Genomic DNA, 18,798 nt, shown 5'->3' with positions numbered 1-18,798 from the left:
AATGAGGTTAAATAATTGTGCTGATATTAATTAGAAAGGACGTTTATATTTCAGAAACGTATTTATTAAAAAACATGACATCACGTTATTAAGGCGAATAACTGAAGAGGATTAGTTAAATATGACGGATTTTTGTTTAATGAATACAAAAAGAAAAGCCAGCTCAAGGGAGATTGAGCTGGCCAAGGAGGTGGTTCCTGGTATAGTCCGGTGCTTTATTTTGCATTCGAAGTAAATTGCGAATGCATATTATCCAGCCCGGTCAGAAATAGATGTGATCGAATTCTTGTTTTCGACCAAAACATTATTTCGAATGCGGATTACGTGTGTCCGTGTCTTCCAGATTACGCAATAAAATGGCGAACTCCAGACTGACGTCTTCCGGCAGTGCGACATACACCATGTGGCCGTTACCCGGCGCCACGTCAGTTGGCTGACCTTTCTTATTGCGCAGGGCTTCCAGTTTGAACTGGACGTTACCCTGCGGCGTCATCATTTCCACACTGTCACCGACGCAGAATTTATTCTTCACATCGATTTCTGCCCAGCCATCCATACGATTACCGGTGAATTCGCCGACAAATTGCTGGCGGTCGCTGACAGAGAAACCATATTCGTAGTTCTGCTGTGCATCGTGAGTATGGCGACGCAGGAAACCTTCGGTGTATCCGCGATGCGCAAGACCTTCCAGCGTGGAAAGCAGCGTCGGATCAAAAGGCTTACCGGCGACGGCATCGTCAATGGCCCGGCGATAAACCTGTGCCGTGCGCGCGCAATAATAGAAGGATTTTGTACGTCCCTCGATTTTAAGCGAATGCACGCCCATTTTTGTCAGAGTTTCCACATGCTGAATGGCGCGCAGATCCTTAGAATTCATAATATACGTGCCGTGTTCGTCTTCAAACGCGCTCATGTATTCGCCAGGGCGCAGGGCTTCTTCGAGCATAAAGACTTTATCTGTTGGCTGACCGATGCCTAATGTTGGCTCTGCGGCTTCCACCTGCTGAATCGGGATCGGCTCGTACTGATGCACGATATTACCGATGGCGTCTTCTTTGCCTTCCTGAACTTTATATTCCCAGCGACAGGCGTTGGTACAGGTTCCCTGATTCGGGTCACGCTTGTTGATGTAGCCGGAAAGCAGGCAGCGGCCGGAATACGCCATGCACAGCGCACCGTGAACGAAGATTTCGATTTCCATATCCGGCACCTGTGCGCGGATCTCGGCGATTTCTTCCAGCGAAAGCTCGCGCGATAAAATCACACGCGTCAGCCCCATTTGTTTCCAGAATTTCACCGTCGCCCAGTTCACGGCGTTAGCCTGCACCGAAAGATGAATGTCCATCTGCGGGAAGGCTTCACGCACCATCATGATAAGACCCGGATCGGACATGATCAGGGCATCGGGCCCCATGTCGATCACCGGTTGCAGATCACGGATGAAGGTTTTCAGCTTGGCGTTATGCGGGGCAATATTCACCACCACATAGAATTTTTTCCCCAGAGCATGGGCTTCATTGATGCCGATTTCCAGATTCTGGTGGTTAAATTCGTTATTACGAACGCGCAGGCTGTAACGTGGCTGACCGGCATAAACCGCATCTGCACCGTAAGCGAAGGCGTAACGCATATTTTTCAGGGAGCCGGCAGGGGAAAGCAGTTCCGGAACAAAAGAATCGCGGGTAAACATAGTCAATCTCAGTCTGATCACAGGTCAGGGCCGTCCCGGATGCGGGGCGACGAAAGGTCAGAATTGTAACGTCTGAGTTGATCAAAAGCAGCCATTTCGTGTGGGTATTACAACGCTATTTAGACTATTCAGGAGCCAGATCAATTTCCTCCTCTGCTCCTGAATAGCTAAAAACAGAAATCATTGAGAACTACTGCGTCAAATCGCGGATATCAGTGCTTGCGCCGTTTTTCACCACCGACTGAACACCTTTTTTCGATGCACTTTCCGTGGTGTACATTTCGCTGATACCAATCACCTGATGGTTTTTCGCTTTCAGTACAAAGTAAAACTGGCCGTCTTTTGAAGGTTTGATTTCGTACTGCGCTTCCTCAGGGGAGTTAGTCTGAACCGATGAAATCCCGTTTTCTGCTGACGCTTTACTGGCATACATTTCACTGGTGAGAATAATCTCTCCGTTCCCAGCCTTCAGGTTAAAGTGAAACTGTCCATTCTTCGCTTTTTTCAGATCATAGTGACCAGTAGCCATAAAGGTAATCTCCATCAGAGGGGTTATTTTCCAGAGATAAGTGTAGTTAATGGGAACAGTTTCGCGGCGGGAGGAAAGATTTAAGACATGAAATGTGAACTGGCCGACAGACTTTCAGAAACTTTACAAAACTCAATTGCCGGCCAGGTATTCGTTATTCGTTATTCGTTATTCGTTATTCGTTATTCGTTATTAGCTGTGAGTCATGCGTTATGCCAAATGACAGGGTTCCGCTTCCCAGCGATAGCCCACGCCATAGACGGCGCGGATAAACGCCTTTTCCCCGTCCAGAGATTCGAGTTTACGGCGCAGGTTCTTGATATGACTGTCGATGGTACGGTCAGTGACGACGCGGTAGTCGTCATAGAGATTATTGAGCAGCACTTCGCGGGTAAACACGTAACCCGGTTTGACGGACAGCGTTTTTAGCAGGCGGAATTCTGCCGGTGTCAGTTCAAGTTCATGACCCTGGAATGTGGCCTGAAAGCGCGCTTCATCAATGTGCAGACCGTTATCTCTCGGCACATTGTCTTCCTGACGCACGCAGCGGCGCAAAATAACCTTCACGCGGGCCACAACTTCACGCGGGCTGTAAGGTTTGCAGATGTAATCATCTGCACCGATTTCCAGTCCGAGCAGGCGATCAATCTCTTCCGTTTTTGCCGTCACCATCATGATCGGTACATCGGAAAACTGGCGAATGTCTCGGCAAATGGATAATCCGCTGCTGCCTGGCAGCATCAGATCTAACAAAATCAGTGCCGGCGGCTGGTGCTTCACCTGCGAGATGACGTCATGTCCGTCCGCCAGCCATTGGGTGGCATAGCCTGCGGCTTCGAGATAGTCGATTAACAGCTGAGCAAGTTTTGGCTCGTCTTCCACAATCAGAATTTTTAACGGCGCCGGGCCGGACAATACAGAGTCGTTCATTCAGTTTCTCGGGCCTGATGTAACAGAGAGCGGCAGGACGATCGTAATACGAACGCCACCCGCCGGAGAATGGCTGGCGCTGATCTGCCCGCCGTGCGCTTCGACAATATTCTGGCAAATGGCCAGACCTAACCCCGAACCGCCACTGGCGCGGTTGCGCGAGCCTTCGGTACGATAAAACCGTTCAAAAATACGGCCAAGCTGTTCATCGCTGATGCCCGGCGCGCTGTCCTGGAACATCAGGTAAAGTGATTTATCCCGTATTTCGCCCCGGATCTCCAGACCGCCATTCGGGTCAGTATAGCGCAGACTATTTTCCAGCAGATTGTTGAACAGCTGCGAAAGACGCTGCGGATCGCCAAACACTTCAGCGCTTTCCGGCAGGTGGCTGGTCAGGGTTAGTTGCTTGGCATGGAAACGATCACGCGAACCGGCTTCCGCCAGCTGCACCAGATGTACGACGTCGGTGTCCACCTTGCGGTATGCCAGCGCACCGGCATCGGAAAGCGAAAGCTGATGCAAATCGTCCACTAGTTTGGTCAGAATCGACACTTCAGATTGCAGTGATTCCAGCGATCCAACCGTCATTTTACGGACGCCATCCTGCATGGCTTCCAGCTCACCACGCAGAACGGCCAGCGGTGTGCGCAACTCATGGGAAATATCCGCCATAAACGCCCGGCGCATCTGCTCATTTTTTTCCAGCGTCATCGCCAGCTGATTAAAATCCTGCGCCAGTTTCCCGAGTTCATCTTCACTGTCGACTTCAACCCGTGTGCTGAAATTCCCCGCAGCCAGCTGATGCGTACCGTTCACCAGCCGTTTTACCGGCGCGAGCATTCCGCGGGACAACATCCAGGTGACGGCAGCGGCCAGCAGCGCGGTAAAGGCGACAATCATCCAGCTGGTGCGGCTTTGCTGGCGTTCGAAATTAATATCAGCATCGCGGGTCAGGCGTTCGGCAGGCGTCGAAATCACCGATCCGATGACCACACCATTAACGGTCATCACGCGGCGCGGACCTTGTAAATCCGGTGGGACCGGCTGATCGTAACCGCCGATCCGATGATCGTGGCTGTCGAGGATCCAGAACTTCGTGCGCCATCCCTGCGGCGGCATTCTCGGGCTGCTGTTTTGTTCAAATGAACGCATGATCTGATAGATCAACCGGTCATTGGTTTCCAGAAATTCCCAGCTGCCGTGTTGTTTGTACTGCTCCTGCAAGGTGTCAGCCAGCAGTTCGACGCGCTGTTCGTTGCTCTGACGGATATAGTCGATAAAGCCCCGTTCAAAGCTCATCCGAACGCCCCAGTTCATGGTGATCAGCACCAGTGCGCAGGTACAAAAAATGGCCATAAACAACTTGGCGGTAATACCAGGTTTCATGATTTTCTCATCGGATCAGGGGAGCCGGCCGCAGCGCGACGACGGTCGATAATGGCATTTTTCTGCGTATCAGGTGGCACTTTGGAAAATACCCAGGCTGGCAGGGCGATCACCAGCGCCATCGACATATAACAATACAGGAACGCGGTGTGCATGGTGGCGCTGTCCGGTGTAATGGCCTGCTGATGGGCGGACACTCCAATCAGCAAACCGGCGACACTGACGCCCAGACTCATCGACAACTGCATGATCATTGACAGCAAACTGTTGCCACTGCTGGCAAGGCGCGACGGCAGATCTTTCAGCGTCAGCGTATTCATCGACGAGAAGCGCAGGGAGTTCACCATGCCCTGGAAGAACAATACAATCGGGATCATCCAGACCGCACCGTAAATCGCCACCAGCGGGAAAATCAACGTGATCAGCGCCAGCAGCAAGGTCGCGCTGACCAGTGCCTTCCGGTAGCCGAGCTGATTGACCAGCCGGACCACCACGCGTTTCATCCCCATACTGCCGAGCACCATCGGGATCATCATCAGTCCGGCATGGAAAGGCGTAAAACCCATACCGAGTTGCAGAAATACTGGCGTCATGAACGGCAACATGCCGCTGCCGATACGCCCGAGCAGACTGCCGATCAGGCCAATTTTAAATGTCGGGGTATGGAACAGGCGCAGTGAAAACAGCGCAGAAAGATTGCCGCGCGCATGCATCCAGTAAACACCCAGCGCGCCGCCACCGACGACGACCAGCAGGAAAATTTCCAGCACGCTCAGCCCCATACTGCGGCTGCCTTCCAGCGCCAGGGTTAGCGTCGCCATGCACACGGCCAGCATCACAAACCCGCTGATATCAAAGCGGCGGGTCTGCATTTTGTAATTGGGCATAATCATTAAAGTGGCGATACAACCGGCCAGACCGACCGGCAGATTAATCAGGAAGATCCAGTGCCAGCTGGCGTATTGCACCAGAAAACCGCCCAGCGCCGGGCCCAGAAGCGGACCGACCTGGCCGGGTAACGTGACCATGGTCATCGCCGCCATGTACTCGCTTCGCGGGACAATTTTCAGCACCGTCAGCCGCCCGACCGGCACCATCATCGCACCGCCAATCCCCTGAACGATGCGCGACATCACCAGTTCACGCAGACTTTCCGATTGCGCGCATAACAGCGAGCCAAGCGTAAACAGCACAATGGCCGAAAAGAATACCCATTTCACACCGACCTTATCCGCCAGCCAGCCACTGGCAGGCAGCATCACGGCGACCGTCAGCACATAAGCCACAACCACCGAATGCATGTGCAGCGGGTTTTCACCCAGACTGCGTGCCATCGAAGGCAGTGCAGTATTCACAATCGTGGTGTCGAGGGCCTGCATAAAAAAGCCGAAGGCGACAATCCACAGCTGCCAGCGCACCGAAGGCGGCAGGGGAGCAGAAGGCGGTAAGGTGTCTGTGTTTTCAGATTTCATGGGTTATCGCATCAGCACAATCATTGTCGCGGCATTTCAGGAGGGAGATCCACCTTAAAACCAGGCTCACAGTGTAGCCAGAATGTTTCAGCAGAAAATGGAGGAAATAAGGAGAGTCTTTCCCATTTTTTGACAATTCTTCTGACAATAAAGAATAGCCTTCAGCCTGACATTTTATATCAAAATGCTATGGTTGACCTTTGATCGCAAATCGTTCGCATGCAAAGTAAGTTAAATCTGACCTTATGAAAGGGAGAGAATAATGAGCAAAAGAGAACTGGGTCGTTCAGGTATTCAGGTGCCGTTGCTGACGTTTGGCGGCAACGTATTCGGCTGGACGGTCGATCAGGCGGCTTCCTTTAACCTGCTCGATGCCTTACTGGATCATAAACTGAATTTTATCGACACCGCCGATGTGTATTCAAGCTGGGTTGAAGGCAACAAAGGGGGCGAATCGGAAACCATTATCGGCAACTGGCTGAAAAAAACCGGTAAGCGTGACCAGATTATTCTGGCGACCAAAGTCGGCAAACCGATGGGCGAAGGCAAAGTGGGTTTATCGCCACGCTATATTAAAGAAGCGGTCGAAGCCTCGCTGAAACGCCTGCAAACAGATTATATCGATTTATATCAGTCGCATGATGATGATGCCGATACGCCGCTGGCCGAAACCATGGCGGCATTCGATGCGCTGATTAAAGAAGGTAAAGTGCGTGCCGTTGGCGCTTCAAACTACAGCGCACCACGCCTGGCCGAAGCGCTGAAAGTCAGTCAGGAAAACGGGCTGGCGCGTTATGAAACGCTGCAACCGCAGTACAATTTGTACGACCGCAAAGTGTATGAAGAAGCACTTGAAAAAGTCGTCAGGGATAACGGTTTAGGCGTGATCAACTTCTATGGTCTGGCCGCCGGGTTCCTGACCGGGAAATACCGTACCAAAGCGGATGCCGGTAAAAGTAAGCGCGGTGAAAGCGTGATCGCACGTTGCCTGAATGAACGTGGCCTGAAAGTGCTGGCGGGGCTGGATCAGGTGGCTGAGAAGCACGGCGCACAGCCAGGACAAGTTGCACTGGCCTGGCAGATTGCCCGCCCGAGTATTACCTCGCCGATTGTCAGCGCGACGTCACTGCAACAACTGAGTGAGCTGGCGCAGGCTGCCACCCTCAAACTGGATGATGCGGATATTAAGACCTTAAATGACGCCAGCGCCTGGTAAACACTAAATCTGAGCCATAAAAAAAACCGCCTTCAATTCAAATCAGGCGGTTTTTGTTTATCTGCATCTTTAAAACTTAACGGAACAACGTTTGTGCCCAGCGGGCCAGGCCAGCGGTGACCGAGCCGAAATCATTGCCACCGACCAGCGGAATACCCGGTAACTGCGTCTGTAATGCAGCACGCAGCAGCGGCGAACGCGCACTGCCGCCGGTCAGGTAAATTACGTCAGGTTTAATTTCGCTGCTGGCCAGTGCCAGACTGACCTGTTCCTGAATGCGTTCCAGCGGCTGAGAAATCGCGTCACTCAGTTGCTGCTGGCTGATGGTTTCCGCCAGACCGGATTCAATAAAGTCCATCGCAGCCGTAACGCTTTCACGTTCAGAAAGTGCAATTTTACTTTCTTCTGCGGCACGCACCAGACGATAACTCAGACGCTGTTGCTGGACTTTCAGCAGGCGTTTGATCAGATCCGGTTGCGCGGCATCGCGGATCAGATCCCGCAACATACGGCCATTCGCCACGCTGTAGAAATCTAACTGTGCAGGAACATCGTTGGTCGCCACTGCATTCCAGTAAGGCAGAGCCGGGATAGCGATCCCTTTTTGCGTTTCGCTGCCCATACCAAACTGCGGTGTGAGCTGTTTGAACGCAGTCATGATGTCCAGATCATTACCGCCAACGCGACAACCACTGTGACCGAGCAGGCTGTTCTGACGCTCTGCTTTATCGCGCCACTGCGGGCCCATCAGCAAGACTGAGCAGTCCGTGGTACCGCCGCCTATATCGACGACCAGCACGGTTTTCTCTTCCGTCAGTGTCGCTTCGAAATCCAGACCTGCGGCGACCGGTTCAAACTGGAACGCAATATCACGGAAACCGGCGCGCTCAGCGGCACGTTGTAAAATGCCCTGCGCCTGAGCATTGGCCTCTTCACCACCCATCCCCTGAAAGTTGATCGGGCGGCCGATCACGGTCTGTTCAATACTTTCCTGCAAGACGGATTCGGCCTGACGCTTAATGTGGTACATCATTGCGCAGACCAGATCTTCAAACAGGGCAATCTGTTGAGGTTTCAGGCCGTTCGCGCCCAGGAAGGATTTCGGAGAGCGGACAAAGTACACCTCTTCCGGATCTTCCATATAAGTCGACAACGCCTGCAAACCGAAATGCACGCTGTTGGCATTAACCGGAATATCTTCCTCGCGGTTAAAGCTGATGCTGCGGCGCAACAGTGCCAGATTTTCATCACTGCCTGCCGGAACCTGTCCGTGACGGTTCAGCCATTCGCTGACCGCTTCACGTGTCGGAGCACAAAGCATGGAGGGTAAATAAGGATCGTTATTTTCTAACGCCAGCAGATGGGCGTTATTATCGCGCATTACTGCAACTGAGCAATTCGCTGTACCGTAGTCAAATCCAATAAACATCATTGTTCCCCATGCCAAAGAAGGGACGGGACTTTACCGGAGAGAGGCAGATTCATCAAGTCAGCGGGGCGGAAATAGAAGGAATTCCCTCTCCTGAGATGAAGAGGGAATAAACTACACAGAATTACTTCACATCTTTTACTTCAACAGCGCCTGCGCTTTTGCGACAACATTATCAACCGTAAAGCCAAACTCTTTAAACAGTTGCTCTGCTGGTGCAGATTCCCCGAAAGAGGTCATGCCGACAATTGCACCGTTGAGGCCGACGTATTTGTACCAGTAATCGGCGATACCGGCTTCCACCGCCACGCGCGCAGTCACGGCTTTCGGCAGCACAGATTCGCGGTAAGCCTCGTCCTGTTTGTCGAACACATCAGTAGAAGGCAGAGAGACTACCCGCACTTTAGTACCCGCTGCAGCCAGTTTGTCCGCGGCTTCTACCGTAATACCAACTTCGGACCCGGTGGCAATCAGAATCACATCCGGCGTGCCGTCTGAGTCTTTCAGCACATAACCACCGCGCGCCACGTTTGCCAGTTGCTCAGCGGTACGCGGTTGCTGAGTCAGGTTCTGACGCGAGAAGATAAGTGCAACCGGACCGTCGTTGCGCTCGATGGCATATTTCCATGCCACGGCAGATTCGACCTGATCAGCCGGACGCCACAGGCTCATGTTTGGCGTCACACGCAGGCTGGCCATTTGCTCAACCGGCTGGTGCGTCGGACCGTCTTCCCCCAGACCAATCGAATCGTGGGTATACACGAACACGTTGCGTATTTTCATCAGCGCCGCCAGACGTACCGCGTTTCGGGCATATTCAACGAACATCAGGAAGGTCGCAGAATAAGGCAGGAAACCGCCGTGCAGCGCGAGACCGTTGGAGATGGCCGTCATTCCGAACTCACGCACGCCGTAGTGGATGTAGTTACCGGCGTGGTCTTCAATCAGTGATTTTGAGCCCGACCACATGGTCAGGTTACTTGGCGCAAGGTCTGCGGAACCGCCAAGGAATTCAGGCAAAATTTTGCCAAACTCTTCCAGAGTATTTTGTGAGGCTTTACGGCTGGCGATATTCGCAGGTTTGGCCTGCAAACCTTCGATGAATGCCTGTGCTTTGGATTCCCAGTCCGCAGGTAATTTGCCATTAACGCGACGGTCAAATTCAGCGGCCAGCTCAGGATAGGCTTTGGCATAAGCGGCGAATTTATCGTTCCAGGCTTTTTCTTTGGCTTTGCCCGCTTCTTTAGCATCCCAGGCGTCATAAATATCTTGCGGGATTTCAAAGGCCGGATAGTTCCAGCCCAGCGCCTTGCGGGTGGCGGCGACTTCGTCGGCACCCAGTGCGGCACCATGTGCTTCATGAGTCCCGGCTTTATGCGGCGAACCGAAACCAATCACCGTTTTGCACATCAGCAGGGAAGGGCGGTCAGTGACTTTATGAGATTCTTCGATTGCCGCTTTTATGGCGTCGGAGTTTTGGCCGTCAATTCCACGGATGACATGCCAGCCGTAAGCTTCGAAACGTTTGGCCGTATCATCGGTAAACCAGCCTTCGACGTGTCCGTCAATGGAGATGCCGTTGTCATCATAAAACGCGGTCAGTTTGCCGAGTTTCAGGGTACCGGCCAGCGAGCAGGCTTCGTGGGAAATCCCTTCCATCATGCAGCCATCCCCTAAGAAAACGTAGGTGTGATGGTTGACGATTTCGTGATTTTCACGGTTGAACTGCGCGCCTAACGTACGTTCAGCAATCGCAAAACCCACGGCGTTGGCAACGCCCTGACCCAGCGGGCCGGTGGTGGTTTCCACGCCCGGCGTATAACCGTATTCAGGATGTCCTGGTGTTTTAGAATGCAACTGGCGGAAGTTTTCCAGTTCGCTCATTGGCAGGTCGTAACCGGTCAGGTGCAGCAGACTGTATTGCAGCATCGAGCCGTGGCCGTTGGACATCAGGAAGCGGTCACGATCGGCCCATTTCGGGTTGGTCGGGTTGTGATTCATGTAATCGCGCCACAAGACTTCGGCGATATCGGCCATCCCCATCGGGGCGCCGGGGTGTCCGGAATTCGCTTTCTGGACGGCATCCATGCTAAGTGCACGGATAGCATTCGCTAGTTCTCTACGAGAAGGCATATTTTTCTCCGGATGGGTCACTTTGCTGAGCCAGATGACAAAAGTGCGGAGTTGCCACCGGTCTGCCAGGTGACTCAGCTGAGGTTAGATTTTTAAACTACGGCTGAAACTAAAGCTGTGCTGAAAGCATATCTTCGAGTTTCTTCTGATCGACGGCGAATGCGCGGATACCTTCCGCCAGTTTTTCAACGGCCATGGCGTCCTGATGGTGTTCCCAGAGGAATTCAGCCTGTGTCAGAGGTGCGGGTTTTTCCCCCCCCTTGCCGGAAGGCTGTAATTTACGTTCAACCGGTTCATTGCTGGCTTTCAGTTCTTCCAGCAGATTTGGAGAAATGGTCAGGCGGTCACAACCTGCCAGCGCCAGGATTTGTTCCACTTTACGGAAGCTGGCACCCATGATGACGGTCGGGTAATCGTGAGATTTGTAGTAGTCGTAGATGTCGCGAACCGATTTCACGCCCGGATCTTTTTCCACGTCATACGTTGCGTTCGGCTCTTTGGCTTTGTACCAGTCGTAAATACGCCCAACGAACGGAGAAATCAGGTAGACGCCGGCTTCTGCACAGGCGCGTGCCTGAGCGAATGAGAACAGCAGGGTCAGGTTACAGTTGATGCCTTCTTTTTCCAGCTTCTCTGCGGCTTTGATCCCTTCCCAGGTGGAAGCCAGTTTGATCAGAATACGGGATTTATCAATGCCCTGATCCTGATACAGGCCAATCAGTTTACGGGCCTTTTCGATACACAATTCACTATTGAAAGACAGGCGGGCATCGACTTCAGTCGAGATGCGGCCTGGCACGCTTTTCAGGATTTCCCCCCCGATATTAACGGCCAGTTTATCTGTGGCATTGATCACCTGAGTCTCTTTGCTGCCGCCTTGCTTACGGGCATAGTCCAGCGCGTCTTTAATCAGGTTTTGGTATTGCGGCAGGTCGGCTGCTTTGAGGATCAGCGAAGGATTGGTGGTCGCATCCTGAGGCTCGAAATGACGGATAGATTCAATGTCACCGCTGTCGGCAACGACGGTGGTGATTTTTTTTAGTGCGTCTAACTGGTTCATCTCTTAGCTCCTTAGCGAGAAAAAACGATACAGCAATAAGGTCGTCTGACTCTGGTTCGTAGGGCTCCTACCCTGCATCATTCTGTTAACAAACTGAATGCGCTTTTTCTGATTACTGCAATGGGTCTCAACAATGGCGGCCTTTGTTGCTGCTTAAATTGGGCGTCTGACGAGAAAAGCGCAAGGACAAACTTTAAGCTTAGTTGATTTTTACGAGACGTCTTCCATGAATGAAAAGCAAACAATGTAACGGTCAATTTTTGGTCGTTATTCACCCTTCGTCGTGGCAGGGTTATCTATACTGGTCAGCGGGAAACCTGATGGTGATGTTTACCCGTACCCTGTTGTCTCTGCAAAAAATAAGAAACAAGAAAAGGACCCTACGATGGACGAACAACTCAAGCAAAGTGCGCTCGATTTTCATGAATTCCCGGTGCCCGGAAAAATTCAGGTCTCGCCCACCAAACCCCTCGCCACACAACGTGATCTGGCGCTGGCTTATTCACCCGGTGTTGCCGCTCCCTGTCTGGAGATCGCCAGAGATCCGCAGGCCGCTTACAAATACACAGCTCGCGGCAATCTGGTGGCGGTAATTTCGAACGGAACCGCGGTTCTCGGACTGGGTAATATCGGCGCGCTGGCCGGTAAACCGGTGATGGAAGGGAAGGGCGTATTGTTCAAAAAATTCGCGGGTATCGACGTGTTCGATATCGAAGTCGATGAAAACGATCCGGATAAACTGATCGACGTGATAGCCGCGCTGGAGCCGACATTTGGCGGCATCAACCTTGAAGACATCAAAGCGCCGGAATGTTTTTACATCGAGAAAAAGCTGCGTGAACGCATGAAGATCCCGGTGTTTCATGACGATCAGCACGGCACCGCGATTATCTGTACGGCGGCGGTACTCAACGGTTTACGCGTGGTGGGCAAAAATATTTCGGATGTCCGGCTGGTGGTGTCCGGCGCGGGGGCTTCTGCTATTGCCTGTCTGAATCTGCTGGTCGCGCTCGGACTTAAGCGCCACAACATTACGGCCTGTGATTCCCGTGGCGTTATCTATAAAGGCCGCGAAGAAAATATGGCCGAAACCAAAGCAGCGTATGCCATTGACGACAACGGGCAGCGCACGCTGGGCGATGCCATTCCGCAAGCCGACATCTTCCTCGGCTGTTCCGGCCCCGGCGTTTTGACGCAGGAGATGGTGATAACCATGGCGAAGGATCCGCTGATCCTGGCGCTTGCCAATCCTGAACCGGAGATTCTGCCACCGCTGGCGAAAGCGGTTCGCCCTGATGCCATCATCTGTACAGGTCGCTCGGATTATCCCAACCAGGTCAATAACGTGCTGTGCTTCCCGTTCATTTTCCGTGGCGCGCTGGATGTTGGTGCAACCACTATCAATGAAGAAATGAAACTGGCTTGTGTTCATGCGATTGCCGATCTGGCGATGGCAGAACAAAGTGATGTGGTGGCTTCCGCCTATGGAGAAGAAGAGTTGTCTTTCGGCCCGGACTACATCATTCCGAAACCCTTTGACCCGCGGCTGATTGTGAAAATTGCACCCGCGGTTGCCAAAGCGGCAATGGATTCTGGTGTGGCGATGCGCCCTATTGAAGACCTGGATGCGTACGCCGAGAAGCTGACGGAATTCGTCTATAAAACCAATTTGTTTATGAAGCCCATTTTCTCGCAGGCGAAGAAAGATGCCCGGCGGGTGGTGATGGCGGAAGGTGAAGAACAACGCGTATTACAGGCCACGCAGGAGTTGATTTCCCTTGGGCTGGCCAAACCTATTCTGGTCGGGCGGCCAAGCGTTATTGCCATGCGCATTAAAAAGCTGGGGCTGCAACTGGAAGCAGGCCGCGATTTCGAAGTGGTAAATAACGAATCTGATCCGCGCTTCAATGAGTACTGGCGTGAATATTATGAGCTGATGAAACGGCGCGGTGTGTCGCAGGAGCAGGCGCGGCGGGCGGTGATTGGTAATCCGACACTGATTTCCGCCATCATGCTGTTGCGTGGTGAAGCTGATGCGATGATTTGCGGTACAGTCGGTACCTATCACGAGCATTACGACATCGTGGAGAAAGTATTTGGTTTTCGCGAAGGAGCGCACGTTGCCGGCGCGATGAATGCGTTGCTGCTGCCAAGCGGCAATACGTTTATTGCAGACACTTACGTTAACGACGATCCGACGCCGGAACAGCTGGCAGAAATCACGCTGATGGCGGCAGAAACGGTGCGGCGTTTTGGTATTGAGCCAAAGGTTGCATTGCTTTCGCATTCGAGTTTTGGCACGTCAGACAGTCCGGCGGCGCTGAAAATGCGACGTACGCTGGAGCTGGTAAACGAGCTTGATCCTGAGCTGGAAATAGACGGCGAGATGCATGGCGATGCGGCGCTGGTGGAAAGCATACGTCAGGACATCATGCCGGACAGCCCGCTGAAAGGTTCGGCCAATATCCTGATTATGCCGAATATGGAATCGGCGCGTATCAGCTACAACCTGCTGCGGGTATCGTGCTCTGAAGGCGTGACTGTCGGACCAGTGCTGATGGGGGTGTCGAAACCGGTACATATTCTGACACCGATTGCTTCGGTACGCAGGATTGTGAATATGGTGGCTTTAGCCGTGGTCGAGGCGCAGACCGAGCCTCTTTAACTCTAACTCTAACTCTAACTCTTTAACCCTGACTCTTTGAACCTGCCTGCTTAAACCTGAAAGGGCGCCGCAACGGGCGCCCTGTTTCATGAAATGACGGGCTCAGTATTTCACTTCGCCGATCCGCTCCAGCGCATCGACGATCAGATCCCAGAAACGCTGATGATCGAGTTTTACCGCGACCTGCGTGTGGCAATCTGGCGGCGGCGGGGTGCGGAAATCGGCAACGGTCATGCCCAGCGTCAGCGTGCCGGTCAGCTCAATATCCACCGGCACTTTTTGCACCGTCATCACGTTCGGATCAATCACGTAAGCCACGGCGCACGGGTCGTGAACCGGCGGGGAATTAAAGCCCTGACGATCTTTGTAGCTCAGACCGAAGAAATCGAGCAGCTCACCGACAAATTTGGCAGGCTGTGTGCTGACCGCAGCAATACGCGCAGCGACTTCCGGCGTGGCAAGTGCCTGATGGGTGAGATCCAACCCGACCATGGTCAGCGGCCATTTTTCGTTGAACACGATATGGGCGGCTTCCGGGTCAATTTTGATATTAAACTCGGCAACTGCGCTCCAGTTACCCACATGATAACCGCCGCCCATCAGCACCACTTCTTTCACACGGTCAGCAATGCGCGGCTCTTTACGTACCGCCATCGCAATATTGGTCAGCCCGCCGGTGGGCACCAGCGTGATCGTTTTCGGTGGATGGGACATGATCAAATCAATGATCAGGTCGATGGCGTGAACCGGCTCCAGCGTAATGGCGGCTTCCGGCAGCACCGGTCCGTCAAGACCTGATTCGCCGTGGATTTCATCAGCCACTTCAATCTGACGCACCAGCGGACGTGTTGCGCCCGCCGCAAATGGCACTCCGGTCAGGTTAATCACACGAGCAACGGCAAGTGCGTTGCGGGTGACTTTTTCCAGTGTCTGATTACCGACTACCGTGGTAACAGCCAGCAGTTCGATGTCGGGGTTACCGTGAGCCAGTAACATAGCGATAGCGTCGTCGTGCCCCGGATCGCAATCAAGGATGATCTTTTTGACCATTTCTTATTCCTTTAATTAATGTAGTGGTACTTCGGTTTCGACAGCCAGACCGGATTATTTTTTGGCTTGTTGCAGCCACTTATCCAGTTCATTGGCAAATTGCTGGCGGTCGCGCTGATTAAGCGCAGGCGGTCCGCCGGTCTGCACGCCGCTGGCGCGCATGGTGTCCATAAAATCACGCATATTCAGGCGCTCTTTGATGGTTTCAGTGGTGTACCGCTCGCCGCGAGGGTTGAGCGCTACACCGCCTTTTTCAATCACTTCCGCCGCGAGAGGAATATCTGCGGTGATCACCAGATCGCCGGGCTCGGTGCGTTTAACGATTTCGTTATCCGCGACGTCAAAACCGGCTTCCACGCGCAAAGTACGCAGGAATTTCGACGGCGGTGTGCGGATGATTTGGTTAGCCACCAGTGTCACCATCATGCCGGTGCGCTCAGCGGCGCGGAACAGCACTTCCTTGATGACATTCGGACAGGCGTCGGCATCAACCCAGATTTGCATTAGCTTTGCTCTCCGTTTACAGAGGATCCTTTTTCAGCCAGCCAGTCGCGAACCGGCAGGAAATCGCTGTACAGCGCGGCTTCCGGGCTGCCAGCTTCCGGCTCGTAGCCATATTCCCAGCGCACCAGCGGAGGCATCGACATCAAAATAGATTCTGTACGCCCGCCGGTTTGCAGGCCAAACAGCGTTCCGCGATCCCACACCAGATTGAATTCGACGTAGCGGCCACGGCGGTAAAGCTGGAACTGACGCTCGCGTTCGCCCCACGGCAGGGCTTTGCGTTGTTCCACGATGGGCAGATAGGCGTCAGTGAAGCCGTTACCGACGGCCTGCATAAAGCTGAAACAGGTATCGAAATCTGGCGAGTTCAGATCGTCAAAGAATAAACCGCCGATCCCGCGTGCTTCATTGCGGTGTTTGATAAAGAAGTAATCGTCACACCATTTTTTGTATTTCGGATACACGTCATCGCCGAATGGCTGGCAAAGCTGCTGCGCGGTGAGGTGCCAGTGGCGGGCATCTTCTTCAAAACCATAAAACGGTGTGAGGTCAAAACCCCCACCGAACCACCAGACCGGCGCTTCACCCGGCTTTTCGGCAATAAAGAAACGCACATTGGCGTGGCTGGTCGGAATGTAAGGGCTCAGCGGATGAATGACCAGTGAGACGCCCATGGCCTGAAAACTACGCCCGGCAAGTTCAGGGCGATGTGCCGTGGCGGAAGCCGGAAGGGTCGCGCCGGAAACATGCGAGAAGTTCACACCAGCTTGTTCGAACACTGCGCCATGGGTCATAACCCGGCTCTGACCGCCACCGCCTTCTTCGCGAACCCACTGGTCTTCAGCAAAATGACCTTTGCCATCGGCAGCGGCCAGTTGCTGGCAAATGTGGTCCTGAAGCTTGAGCAGGAAGGTTTTGACTTGCTGGATGTCGGGAATGGATTGGCTCACAGGCTAACTCGCAGACGTTGACTGAAAAGACATTCAGCGCCTTGCGGGCGCTGAATGATAGAAAAGTGGACGTTATTATATACCCAAAACCCTGCGGGTCACCAAAGGCGGCTGCTTTGGGTGTGGGGGAAACGTTATCGGGGCTTGCGCTCGTTGGCGTCGAAGTAACTGAAAAAGTTCACGATACCCTGGGAAATGGCCTGAGCAATTTCACGGCGGAACGCTGTTGTGCTGAGCAACTGTTCTTCCTGATGGTTGGTGATAAACGATGTTTCCACCAGAATTGACGGGATCGACGGGGATTTCAGAACGGCAAATGCGGCCTGTTCAGTTTGCTGGCTGTGCAGGTGGTGGATAGGCCGGATCCTGTCGAGCACGTGATGCCCCAGCGTCAGGCTGTTTTTAATGGTGTCGGTCTGCACCAGATCGAATAACACCTGCTGCAGATAATTGTTGTCTTCTTTGGCGTACTTCGCTCCGGCAACCAGGTCGGCGTCATTTTCTTTCTTCGACATATAGCGCGCCATGGCGCTGCTGGCACCGCGATTGGAAAGAGCAAAAACCGACGCACCGGAGGCCGTCGGGCTGGTGTAACCATCGGCGTGAATGGAAACGAACAGATCTGCCTGATGCTGATGTGCCAGTTCAACACGCTGATAAAGTGGAATAAAGTGGTCGGAATCGCGGGTCAGTTTGACTTCAATATGGCTTTGCTCGCCCAAAAATTCCCGCACATAGTTGGCGATTTCCAGCACCACGTGTTTTTCTTCCGAACCCTCATGACCGACAGCGCCGGAATCAATACCGCCGTGGCCGGGATCGATCATCACCAGTTTCTTCGCGCCAGGCGGCTTAGGTGCCGGGGCGGATTTGGTGATGTGTGCCTGTTGTGCTGCGCTGGCAGAGCGGGAACCAAAGGCGGCAATCGCTAAACCGAGTCCGGAAAGCAGTAACTGGCGGCGTGTGGCGGCAGCAGGAAGCGGCTGGAAATGTAGAAATTTGTTCAGGGGGTTTAACATCAGTCCGTTACCGTCAGAAAAAAGGCAGAATGCTCTATGTTATAGAGTATCTTTTTTATAGTTTCGATCTGAGAACTATTACTTTTTATGAATATTGTGTCGCGGATGAAATCAGGGTCGAATAAATGTCCGGTAACGGGCGGGAATATCTTCTTCAGGTGTTGAAGTTGCGGTTTAAATTCATTCTTAAAGCAGACAATCTGTGATTTTGATGTTGCGTATCAAACAGATCACGCGATAATCAAGTAAACCCCTATTAACAGCGGCGAACAGTGATGGAAATTCGCGTATACCGTCAAGAAGATTTTGAAGAAGTACTGACCTTATGGGAGCGTTGCGATCTGCTGCGCCCGTGGAACGATCCTGAGCTGGATATCGAACGTAAAATTAACCACAGCCCGGAGTTTTTCCTGGTGGCAGAAGTGGGGGGCGAAGTGGTCGGCACCCTGATGGGCGGCTACGACGGCCATCGCGGTTCGGCTAACTATCTCGGCGTACATCCGGATTATCGCGGACGAGGCATCGCTAACGCGCTGGTTAATCGTCTGGAGAAAAAACTGATTGCCCGCGGCTGCCCGAAAATGAATTTAATGGTGCGTGCAGAAAACGATGCCGTGGTCAGCATGTACGAAAAACTGGGTTATGAAATTTCGGATACGCTTTTACTGGGTAAGCGGCTGATCGAAGACCAGGAATATTAATCTACCCGTTGTTCTTCATTGAATAAAAAAGCCCCGGCAGAATCACATCTGTGGACTGACCCCA

General features: G+C 52.9%; 15 protein-coding genes. 3 read left to right on the top strand and 12 right to left on the bottom strand.

Translation table 11 applies throughout. The features are described from left to right. Positions 1–304: 304 nt before the first annotated feature. The 5 genes from yegQ to mdtD all read right to left on the bottom strand — a co-directional run bounded on the left by yegQ (position 305) and on the right by mdtD (position 6,007). Positions 305–1,690, bottom strand: coding sequence for a tRNA 5-hydroxyuridine modification protein YegQ (yegQ, locus tag UC15_RS13330; protein ID WP_112288896.1), 1,386 nt, complete (start codon positions 1,688–1,690; stop codon positions 305–307). Positions 1,691–1,880: 190 nt separating this feature from the next. After that, positions 1,881–2,219, bottom strand: a complete 339-nt coding sequence (locus tag UC15_RS13325; protein WP_112288965.1) for a YegP family protein — start codon at positions 2,217–2,219, stop codon at positions 1,881–1,883. Between the two features lie 210 nt (positions 2,220–2,429). Then, positions 2,430–3,149 carry a two-component system response regulator BaeR gene (gene baeR / locus UC15_RS13320; RefSeq protein WP_112288895.1) on the bottom strand — a complete coding sequence of 240 codons (720 nt, stop codon included), beginning with the start codon at positions 3,147–3,149 and terminating at the stop codon, positions 2,430–2,432. After that, complete coding sequence (baeS, locus tag UC15_RS13315) at positions 3,150–4,535, bottom strand: two-component system sensor histidine kinase BaeS (RefSeq protein ID WP_112288894.1); 1,386 nt, start codon at positions 4,533–4,535, stop codon at positions 3,150–3,152. It lies immediately after the preceding gene. Next, positions 4,532–6,007 carry a multidrug transporter subunit MdtD gene (mdtD, locus tag UC15_RS13310; protein ID WP_112288893.1) on the bottom strand — a complete coding sequence of 492 codons (1,476 nt, stop codon included), beginning with the start codon at positions 6,005–6,007 and terminating at the stop codon, positions 4,532–4,534. Before mdtD ends, baeS begins: the two co-directional genes overlap by 4 nt. A 262-nt stretch (positions 6,008–6,269) precedes the next feature. Between mdtD and UC15_RS13305 the strand changes: the two genes are divergently transcribed. Then, entirely contained in the window at positions 6,270–7,223 is a 954-nt protein-coding gene (locus UC15_RS13305) for an aldo/keto reductase (protein ID WP_112288892.1), read from the top strand. Positions 7,224–7,299: 76 nt separating this feature from the next. Here the strand turns inward: UC15_RS13305 and yegD are convergent, their stop codons facing one another. The 3 genes from yegD to tal all read right to left on the bottom strand — a co-directional run bounded on the left by yegD (position 7,300) and on the right by tal (position 11,845). Next, complete coding sequence (gene yegD / locus UC15_RS13300; RefSeq protein WP_112288891.1) at positions 7,300–8,652, bottom strand: molecular chaperone; 1,353 nt, start codon at positions 8,650–8,652, stop codon at positions 7,300–7,302. 138 nt (positions 8,653–8,790) lie between these two features. Continuing rightward, positions 8,791–10,785 carry a transketolase gene (gene tkt / locus UC15_RS13295; protein WP_112288890.1) on the bottom strand — a complete coding sequence of 665 codons (1,995 nt, stop codon included), beginning with the start codon at positions 10,783–10,785 and terminating at the stop codon, positions 8,791–8,793. Between the two features lie 109 nt (positions 10,786–10,894). Beyond that, on the bottom strand, positions 10,895–11,845 hold the full coding sequence (tal, locus tag UC15_RS13290; protein WP_112288889.1) for a transaldolase: 951 nt from the start codon (positions 11,843–11,845) through the stop codon (positions 10,895–10,897). A 385-nt stretch (positions 11,846–12,230) separates the two neighbouring features. Here tal and maeB point away from each other — a divergent pair, with 385 nt between their 5' ends. Beyond that, on the top strand, positions 12,231–14,510 hold the full coding sequence (gene maeB, locus UC15_RS13285; RefSeq protein ID WP_112288888.1) for an NADP-dependent oxaloacetate-decarboxylating malate dehydrogenase: 2,280 nt from the start codon (positions 12,231–12,233) through the stop codon (positions 14,508–14,510). Positions 14,511–14,612: 102 nt separating this feature from the next. On the opposite strand, the gene UC15_RS13280 is transcribed toward maeB, so the two are convergent. From UC15_RS13280 to amiA, 4 genes are all read right to left on the bottom strand, one after another. Then, the gene (locus UC15_RS13280; protein ID WP_112288887.1) at positions 14,613–15,560 is read right to left on the bottom strand and encodes a nucleoside hydrolase; all 948 of its coding nucleotides are present in this window, start codon (positions 15,558–15,560) and stop codon (positions 14,613–14,615) included. 54 nt (positions 15,561–15,614) lie between these two features. After that, positions 15,615–16,064: a YaiI/YqxD family protein gene (locus UC15_RS13275; protein ID WP_112288886.1), complete on the bottom strand. Its 450-nt coding sequence runs from the start codon at positions 16,062–16,064 to the stop codon at positions 15,615–15,617. Further along, on the bottom strand, positions 16,064–17,014 hold the full coding sequence (hemF, locus tag UC15_RS13270) for an oxygen-dependent coproporphyrinogen oxidase (RefSeq protein ID WP_112288885.1): 951 nt from the start codon (positions 17,012–17,014) through the stop codon (positions 16,064–16,066). The genes UC15_RS13275 and hemF overlap by 1 nt, the downstream gene beginning before the upstream one ends. A gap of 134 nt (positions 17,015–17,148) precedes the next feature. After that, positions 17,149–18,033: an N-acetylmuramoyl-L-alanine amidase AmiA gene (gene amiA / locus UC15_RS13265; RefSeq protein WP_112288884.1), complete on the bottom strand. Its 885-nt coding sequence runs from the start codon at positions 18,031–18,033 to the stop codon at positions 17,149–17,151. Between the two features lie 275 nt (positions 18,034–18,308). Here amiA and UC15_RS13260 point away from each other — a divergent pair, with 275 nt between their 5' ends. Next, a complete protein-coding gene (locus tag UC15_RS13260; RefSeq protein ID WP_013574419.1) occupies positions 18,309–18,734 on the top strand; it encodes a GNAT family acetyltransferase in 426 nt (141 codons plus the stop codon). Positions 18,735–18,798: the final 64 nt, after the last annotated feature.

Source organism: Rahnella sp. AN3-3W3, from assembly GCF_003263545.1.
GTDB classification, from domain to species: Bacteria; Pseudomonadota; Gammaproteobacteria; order Enterobacterales; family Enterobacteriaceae; genus Rahnella; species Rahnella variigena.
The sequence above is the reverse complement of the archived record's forward strand: the minus strand, read 5'-3'. Positions and strand labels throughout refer to the sequence as shown.